Here is a 7,997-nt window from a genome sequence, read left to right as displayed (position 1 = left end):
CGCTCTTCCGATCTGCGGGATGACGCAGGCCGCCACGGCGCGGGCCAAGGCCTCGTCGTTGAACGGCCAGAGGTCCTCCACCGAACCTCCGCCGCGCGCCACGATCAGCACGTCGGGGCGCGGAATGGCGCCGCCTGCCTCCAGGGCCTCGAAGCCGCGGATGGCCGCTACGACCTGGGCCGCGGCCGCGTCGCCCTGCACCACCACCGGCCAGACGATCACGCGGCAGGGCCAGCGGTCGCGGATGCGGTGCAGGATGTCGCGGATCACCGCGCCGGTCGGGCTGGTGATGACGCCGACCACCGCCGGCAGGAAGGGCAGGGGCTGCTTGCGCTCGGCGGCGAACAGGCCTTCGGCGGACAGCCGGCCCTTCAGCCGTTCGAGCTGGGCCAGCAAGGCGCCGACGCCGGCCGCCTCCATGGTCTCGATGACGATCTGGTAGCGGGAACCCGCCGGATAGGCGGTGATCTTGCCGGTGACGATCACCTCCAGGCCCTGCTCGGGCCGGATCGCCAGGCCCCGCACCTGGCCCTTCCAGACCACCCCGTCGATCGCCGCCCGCTCGTCCTTCAGCGTCAGGTAGACGTGGCCGTTGGAATGGAAGGTGGCCTTGGAGATCTCGCCCCGCAGCCGCACGAAGCCATAAGCGTCCTCCAGCGTCCGCTTCAGCGCGAACGCCAGCTCCGAGACGGAGTAGGGCTTGGCGTTGCCGGCTGCGTCGGTGTCGGGGGCGGTGGTGTCGGGGACGACGTCGCTCATGGGGGGAACGTAGCCATCGCCGCGTTCAAACCCAACTGCGCGTTCTCATCGGCGGCGAGCTGGGTGAAAAGGAAAAGGGCGCATCCGGCCCGCCTAGGCGCTTTCGCGCCGCGGGCCGGATACGCCCCCATCCCCAACGGATCAGATGTAGCGGCGAAGGCTCCTGGCGAGTTCGTTCGGGCCGGAACGCTTCTTCGACTGGGCGGGCTGATAGGCCACCTGGCTGTGTTCGTGGCAGTAGGGGCCGTCGCCGGCGCGGCGGCCGCAGAAGGTGAAGTTGTCCAGCGACGGGTCGCCGATCGGCCACTTGCACATGTGGGCGCCTAGCGTCAGCACGGTCGCCGTGCCCGGCGTCTCGTCGACGTAGCGCACCGGCGCGGGATGCGGCGCGTGGGCCACCGGCTCGGCGATGCGGCGCGGCGCGGAAGGGGCCGCAGAGACCGGGCGGGCGGGGCGCGGCGCCTTGAAGACGGTGCGGGCCGGCTTCGACGGGGTCGCCCGGCCGGAGAGGCCCAGGCGGTGGACCTTGCCGATCACCGCGTTGCGGGTGACCCCGCCCAGCTGCTTTGCGATCTGGCTGGCGGAGAGCCCGTCCTGCCAGAGCTTCTTGAGGAGTTCGACCCGTTCGTCCGTCCAGCCCATGTGCGCCTCCCACCTTGGCGAACCCGCGGCGCAACCCCTTGCGCCCTGACCGGGATCAACATCTTGTGGCGTCCAGCAATCTCGCTGCCCACCAACCACCACCAGTAGTAAACAACTCATTAAGGGCCACAATAGGCGCCCCATCATTCGTCCACAGGAACTAGATGTTGCGTCAGCCCGCCGCACTCTTGCGGGTCACGCGCCGGGGGCGCACATGAGGGGCCATGAAGGATATGGCGCTCGCCGAAATCGTCCTGCCGCCGCAGCCGCGCGACTACCATGGGGTCAACTGGGCGGGGTTCAGGACCCTGTACCTGCGGGAAATCCGCCGCTTCTGGAAGGTGGGGTTCCAGACGCTCGCGGCTCCGGTGGTCACGGCGCTGCTCTACATGATGGTCTTCGTGGTCGCCGCCCAGGGCGCGCGGCCGATCCACGGCATGCCCTACGGCGCGTTCGTGGCCCCTGGCCTGATCATGATGCAGATCCTCAACAACGCTTTCGCCAACTCCTCCTCGAGCCTGCTGCAGGCCAAGATGAACGGGCTGATGGGCGACTTCCTCACCCCGCCGCTCGCCCCGATCGAGCACGCCGCGGCCTTTGGGCTAGGGGCGGCGACGCGGGGCCTCTTGGTCGGCGCCGTCACCTGGCTGGCGGTCTCGCCCTTCGCCCACATCGGCGTGGCGCACCTCTGGGCGGTGGCCTACTTCGGCCTCGGCGCGGCGCTGATCCTGGGCTTCCTGGGGGTCATGGCCGGCCTCTGGGCCGAGAAGTTCGACCAGATGGCGGTGGTCACCAACTTCATCGTCATGCCCATGACGTTCCTCTCGGGCACCTTCTATCTGGTCGAGCGCCTGCCCGAGCCGTTCCGCTCGTTCTCCAAGTTCAACCCGTTCTTCTATCTGATCGACGGCTTCCGCTACGGCTTCATCGGCCACGCGGAAGGCTCGCTGGCGATCGGCGCGGCGATGACCGCCGCCCTGGTCCTGGTCTTCGGTTGGATCTGCCTGCGGATGTTCCAGACCGGCTACAAGATCAAAACCTGATGGCGCCGCGGCGTTGACACGCCGGCTCTACAAGACGAGAACGCCAAGCCTTCCAGTCCCCGTCGCTTCGCGGCGGGGATGCTTCCGTTTTGGAGGGCTCCTCCGGTGACCGAGAAGACCGCGTCCCCAGGCGTCGCGCAGACGTCTCCCGCGACCGTTCCCAGCGACCACATCATGGGTGTCTACAGCCGCACCCCGCTGGCGTTCGAGCGAGGCGAGGGCGCGCGCCTCTACACCACCGACGGCGTGGCCTACCTCGACTGCATGGCCGGCATCGCGGTGAACGCGCTGGGCCACGCCAATCCGAAGCTGGTGGCGGTGCTCAAGGCGCAGGCCGAGAAGCTCTGGCACGTCTCCAACATCTTCACGATCCCCGGCCAGGAGAAGCTCGCCAAGGCGCTGACCGACGCCACTTTCGCCGACGAGGTGTTCTTCACCAACTCCGGCGCCGAGGCCATCGAGTGCGCCATCAAGACCGCGCGCAAATACCACTGGGCCAAGGGCCAGCCGGAGCGGATCGACATCATCGGCTTCGACGGCTCCTTCCATGGCCGGACGATCGCGGCGGTCAACGCCTCGGGCAACGCCAGCTACCTGGAAGGCTTCGGCCCGCCGCTGCCGGGCTTCGTCCACCTGACGTTCGGCGACATGGACGCGCTGAAGGCCGCCGTGGGTCCCACCACTGCGGCGATCCTGCTGGAGCCCGTGCAGGGCGAGGGCGGGGCGCGGTCCTGGCCGGGCGCCGACCTGACCGCCATCCGCCAGCTCTGCGACGAGACCGGAACCCTGCTGATCTACGACGAGATCCAGTGCGGCCTGGGGCGCACCGGCAAGCTCTTCGCCTACGAGTGGGCGAGCGAGGCGCAGCCCGACATCATGGCCATCGCCAAGGCGCTCGGCGGCGGCTTCCCGGTGGGGGCGTGCCTCGCCACGGCCGAGGCCGGCCGCGGCATGACCGTGGGCTCGCACGGCTCCACCTACGGCGGCAATCCGCTGGCGATGGCGGTCGGCGAGGCTTCGCTGGCCGAGCTGGTGAAGCCCGAACTGCTGGCCCACGTGCGCGAAGTCGCCGGCTACTTCACCCAGCAGCTGTCGGGCCTGAAGGAGCGCTTCCCCGACGTGGTGGTCGACATCCGCGGCAAGGGCCTGCTGGTCGGCGTAAAGCTCGCCACCCCCAACCGCGAATTCATGCAGCACGCCCGCGAGGAGCACCTGCTGATCGCCGGCGGCGGCGACAACTGCGTGCGCCTGCTGCCGCCGCTCAACCTGACCATCGCCGAAGCCAGCGAAGCGATGGAAAAGCTGGAGCGCGCCTGCGAGGCCGCCCGGGCCAAGGCGAAGGCGGCGGCGTGAGCCAGCCGCCCCGCCACTTCCTCGACCTCTGGAAGCTCGAGGGCTCGGACCTGCGCGCCATCCTGGAGGACGCCAAGCGCCGCAAGGCCGCGCGCCTGGGCTGGCCCAAGGGCCGTCCCGATGAGGACGCGCCGGGCGAGGGCCGCACGCTGGCGATGATCTTCGAGAAGAACTCCACCCGCACCCGCTTCTCGTTCGACGCCGCCATGCGCCAGCTGGGCGGCGACGTGATCATCTCCAACGCCGTCGACATGCAGCTCGGCCGCGGCGAGCCGATCGAGGATACCGCCCGTGTGCTTTCGCGGATGGTCGACGCCGTGATGCTGCGCTCGAACTTCCACCAGGACGCCGAGCGCCTGGCGATGTCGTCCACCGTTCCGGTGATCAACGGCCTGTCCGACAAGAGCCACCCCTGCCAGATCATGGCCGACCTGCTGACCATCGAGGAGCACCGCGGGCCGGTGGCCGGCAAGACGCTGGCCTACGTCGGCGACGGTAACAACGTCTGCGCAAGCTTCATCCACGCCGCCCCGAAGCTTGGTTTCCGGCTGAACATCGCCTGTCCCGCCGTCTACCACCCGGACCTGCAGGACCTCGCCCGCGCGGCGCAGGAGCAGGGCCAGGTGTTCGCCAGCGACGACCCGCGCGAAGCGGTGCGCGGCGCCGACGTGGTGATCACCGACACCTGGGTCTCCATGGGCGACACCGACCACGACGAGCGGCTGGACGCGCTGGAGCCCTATCAGGTGGACGAGCAGCTGATGGACCTCGCCCGGAACGACGCCGTCTTCCTCCACTGCCTTCCCGCCCACCGCGGCGAGGAGGTGACCGACGAGGTGATCGACGGTCCCCAGAGCCTGATTTGGGATGAGGCCGAGAACCGCCTACATGCGCAGAAATCCATCCTCGCCTGGTGTTTCGGCGCGATCTGAGGCGCCGACGGTCGGCTTTTCCCAAGGGTTGAGCGAATGAATCCCTTCCCCGAAGACATCTTCACCGAGCCGGAAGACGTCGATCCCGACACGCTCGCCAACCTCGGGCCGCTGCGCCGGCTGGCCGGGGTCTGGGAGGGCCGCAAGGGCATCGACCTCAATCCCAAGGCCGAGGGGCCGGAGCGGCGGGAGTATATCGAGCGCATCGAGATGCAGCCGATCGATCCGCAGGCCAACGGCCCGCAGCTGCTCTACGGCCTGCGCTACCACATCCACATCAACACCGAGGAAGAAGACATCACCTTCCACGACCAGGTGGGCTACTGGCTGTGGGACGCGGCGACGGGGCTGATCATGCAGACCCTGGCGATCCCCCGCGGCCAGGTGGCGTTGGCCGGCGGCAAGGCCAGCCCCGACGGGAATGGGCTGACGGTTAGCGCCCGGCGCGGCGAGACCGAGTACGGCATCGCCTCCACCGCCTTCCTGGAGTACGCCTTCCGCACCGACTCCTACGATCTCACGGTGACCTTCAACGCCGACGGCAGCTGGAGCTACGTCTCCGACACCATGCTGAGCGTCCGCGGCCAGGCTGCGCCGTTCCGCCACCGCGACCGCAACACGCTGATGAAGGTAGGCGAGCCGACGCCTAATCCGCTGGCGCTGATCCGGGCTGCGACACCCGCCTGAGGATCGCGACCCCTACGCTCGCAAAACGGGAAGCCGCCCCTATATGCCGCCGATGCCAAATCCTCCGGTTCCCGACGACGCCGTCACGGCGTTCCAGATCGAGGGCGAGCCCGTGCGCGGCCGCCTGGCCAGGCTCGGCCCCGCGGTCGACGCGATCCTGCGCGCCCACGACTATCCCGAGCCGGTCGCCAACCTGCTGGGCGAGGCCTGCGCGCTCGCGGCGCTGGTGGGCTCCAACCTGAAGTTCGACGGCCGCCTCATTATCGAGGCGCGGGGCGCCGGGCCGGTGCGCTTCGTGGTCGCCGACTACGACACCTCGGGCGGCCTGCGTGGCTATTGCGGCTTCGACGCCGAAGCGGTGGCCAAGGCCGCCCAGGGCTTCGCCCGCCCGGGCGCCCGATCGCTGCTGGGCGACGGCCACTTCATGATGACCGTCGACCAGGGCCCGGACATGGACCGCTACCAGGGCGTCACCGCCATCGAGGGCGAGACCCTGGCGCTGTGCGCCGAGCAATACTTCGCCCAGTCCGAACAGACCCCTACCCGCGTGCGCCTCGCCGTGGGTCAGGCCGATCCCCAAGGCGAAGGTGGGGGCCAGGGCGCGCACTGGCGGGCCGGCGGCATGCTGATCCAATCGGTCGCCGAGGACGATGCGCGCGGCTCTACCACCGAGGCCTGGATCCGCACCCAGGCCTTCTTCGAGACGGTCGGCGAGGACGAACTGATCGACCCGATGCTGTCCTCGCAGCAGCTCTTGTTCCGCCTGTTCCACGAGGACGGGGTCCGCGTCTTCGGCTCCCAGCCGCTGCGCGCCTTCTGCCGCTGTAGCCAGGACCGCATCGAGACGGTGCTGAAGTCCTTCGATCCCGACCAGCGCGCCCAGATGGTCGAGCCCGACGGAAGGATCCACGTCACCTGCGAGTACTGCTCCAAGGTCTACGCCGTGGCGCCGGAGAACTTGGAGACGGCGCCCGCGCAGTAAGCCGGGCTACGACGCCTTCCCCGGCTTCACCACCGGCCCGTCCAGGCGGTGGCCGGTGCGGATCGCCTCGCAGACGGCGTCGAGGGTGTCGACTTCCGAGGCGACAGGCTCCTGAAACAGCCGCCGGTCGCCTTTCCGGCGCGCCACTTCGCCGACCAGGTTGTTGTGCGAATAGGCGATGCTGCGAACCACGGCGAAGCGCTTCTGGGCGCAGTCCACCGCCCAATGCGCCAGGCCCGAGCGGGCGGCGCCCACGCTGAGCTGGATCGGCGTGAACAGCTCGTGGCGGATGTCGGTCTCGACCAGGCCGTCCGACATCAGCGACACGCCGTTCGGGGTCGCCAGGCGCACGCCCTCGGCGTCGAAGTTCACCAGCACCCAGCCCTCGCCCTTGAGGTTCTCCGCTACCCAGGCGGCCACCGACTTTTCGTCGAGCATGGCCGGCGGCGCGGGGTCCTTCACCTCGGCGGCGCGCGCGGCGGAAACCGCCAAACCTGCCATCGCTGCGGCGCACAGCGCCGGAAACCGGGTCCTTGCCATGGGCGTCACCATGCCACGCCCAAGGCGCCGGGCGAAGGGTCAGGCCGCGTCCAGCGCGCGGCTGACATCCCGGCTGAGGTCGCCGGCGCCTTCCAGCCCGACGCTCATCCGCACCCAGCCCTCGGTCAGGCCGATCTCCAGCCGCTCGGCTTCCGGCATCGAGCGGTGGGTGGTGGTGCAGGGATGCGTCGCCATCGACTTGGCGTCGCCCAGGTTGTTGGAGATGTCGACGATCTGTAGGGCGTCGAGGAAGCGCCAGGCGGCCTCCCGCGAGCCGAGGTCGAAGGCCACCACATTGCCGCCGCCGGTCATCTGGTTGGCGATGATCGCCGCCTGCGGGTGGTCGGGGCGGCCGCAGAAGATCGTCTGCCGGGTCTTGCCGTGCGAGGCGATGACGTCGGCGACGCGGCCGGCGTTCTCGGTCTGGCGGCGCACGCGCAGCTCCAGCGTCTCCAGGCCCTTCAGCAGCACCCAGGAATTGAAGGGCGAGAGCGCCGGTCCGGTGTGGCGCAGGATGTCCTTGTAGGCCTCGGTCATCAGGTCCGTGGCGCCCAGGATCGCCCCGCCCAGCACCCGGCCCTGGCCGTCGATGTGCTTGGTGGCCGAATAGACGACGATGTCCGCGCCCAGCACCAGCGGCTTCTGGAAGATCGGGGTGGCGAAGACGTTGTCGACGATCAGCTTGGCGCCCGCTGCGTGCGCGATCTCGGCGACCGCGCCGATGGCGGTGACCTCCAGCAGCGGGTTGGCCGGGCTTTCCACCAGGAAGGCCTTGGTGTTGGGCCGCACGGCGTTCTTCCAGGCCTCCAGGTCGGTGGCGTCCACATAGGTGGTCTCGACCCCGAATCGCGGCAGCCACTCGGAGATGATCCAGCGGCAGGACCCGAACAGGGCGCGGCCCGCCACCAGGTGGTCGCCGGCCCTCAAGAGGCCGGTCAGCGCCACGTGCACCGCGCTCATGCCCGAGGCGGTCGCCCGGCAGACATCGGCGCCTTCCAGGAGCGCCAGGCGGTCCTCGAACATCTGCGTCGTGGGGTTGCCGAAGCGCTGGTAGATGAA

Annotated in this window: 9 protein-coding genes; 5 read left to right on the top strand and 4 right to left on the bottom strand. The window is 69.5% G+C overall.

Going from position 1 to position 7,997, the window contains the following annotated elements:
- On the bottom strand, nt 1-759 hold a 759-nt coding region (gene xseA / locus JWP28_RS09455), incomplete at its 3' end, for an exodeoxyribonuclease VII large subunit (protein ID WP_299542378.1).
- 141 nt (nt 760-900) lie between these two features.
- A complete protein-coding gene (locus tag JWP28_RS09450; RefSeq protein WP_299542376.1) occupies nt 901-1,401 on the bottom strand; it encodes a GcrA family cell cycle regulator in 501 nt (166 codons plus the stop codon).
- A 224-nt stretch (nt 1,402-1,625) separates the two neighbouring features.
- On the opposite strand from JWP28_RS09450, the gene JWP28_RS09445 reads away from it, so the two are divergent.
- The 5 genes from JWP28_RS09445 (at nt 1,626) to JWP28_RS09425 (ending at nt 6,398) form a co-directional block, all read left to right on the top strand.
- On the top strand, nt 1,626-2,444 hold the full coding sequence (locus JWP28_RS09445) for an ABC transporter permease (protein WP_299542374.1): 819 nt from the start codon (nt 1,626-1,628) through the stop codon (nt 2,442-2,444).
- Between the two features lie 174 nt (nt 2,445-2,618).
- A complete protein-coding gene (locus JWP28_RS09440; RefSeq protein WP_299542380.1) occupies nt 2,619-3,797 on the top strand; it encodes an aspartate aminotransferase family protein in 1,179 nt (392 codons plus the stop codon).
- Entirely contained in the window at nt 3,794-4,729 is a 936-nt protein-coding gene (gene argF, locus JWP28_RS09435; protein WP_299542372.1) for an ornithine carbamoyltransferase, read from the top strand. Before JWP28_RS09440 ends, argF begins: the two co-directional genes overlap by 4 nt.
- 36 nt (nt 4,730-4,765) lie before the next feature.
- A complete protein-coding gene (locus JWP28_RS09430) occupies nt 4,766-5,416 on the top strand; it encodes a heme-binding beta-barrel domain-containing protein (protein WP_299542371.1) in 651 nt (216 codons plus the stop codon).
- A 43-nt stretch (nt 5,417-5,459) separates the two neighbouring features.
- Nucleotides 5,460-6,398, top strand: a complete 939-nt coding sequence (locus JWP28_RS09425; protein ID WP_299542369.1) for an Hsp33 family molecular chaperone — start codon at nt 5,460-5,462, stop codon at nt 6,396-6,398.
- A 6-nt stretch (nt 6,399-6,404) separates the two neighbouring features.
- Here the strand turns inward: JWP28_RS09425 and JWP28_RS09420 are convergent, their stop codons facing one another.
- Together JWP28_RS09420 and metZ are read right to left on the bottom strand one after the other, a co-directional pair.
- Nucleotides 6,405-6,890 (bottom strand): hypothetical protein, encoded by a 486-nt coding sequence (locus JWP28_RS09420; protein ID WP_299542367.1) that lies wholly within the window; start codon nt 6,888-6,890, stop codon nt 6,405-6,407.
- Nucleotides 6,891-6,977: 87 nt separating this feature from the next.
- Nucleotides 6,978-7,997 (bottom strand): O-succinylhomoserine sulfhydrylase (gene metZ / locus JWP28_RS09415; RefSeq protein ID WP_299542365.1); only part of this gene is annotated, 1,020 nt, incomplete at its 5' end.

It is taken from the genome of Phenylobacterium sp. (genome assembly GCF_028290885.1).
GTDB lineage: Bacteria > Pseudomonadota > Alphaproteobacteria > Caulobacterales > Caulobacteraceae > Phenylobacterium.
This window is presented reverse-complemented; position numbering and strand designations above follow the sequence as displayed.

Coding starts and splice junctions, on each gene's coding strand:
- JWP28_RS09450 (WP_299542376.1), bottom strand. CDS start 1,401: ATGGGCTGGACGGACGAACGGGTCGAACTCCTCAAGAAGCTCTGGCAG.
- JWP28_RS09440 (WP_299542380.1), top strand. CDS start 2,619: ATGGGTGTCTACAGCCGCACCCCGCTGGCGTTCGAGCGAGGCGAGGGC.
- JWP28_RS09445 (WP_299542374.1), top strand. CDS start 1,626: ATGAAGGATATGGCGCTCGCCGAAATCGTCCTGCCGCCGCAGCCGCGC.
- JWP28_RS09425 (WP_299542369.1), top strand. CDS start 5,460: ATGCCGCCGATGCCAAATCCTCCGGTTCCCGACGACGCCGTCACGGCG.
- JWP28_RS09430 (WP_299542371.1), top strand. CDS start 4,766: ATGAATCCCTTCCCCGAAGACATCTTCACCGAGCCGGAAGACGTCGAT.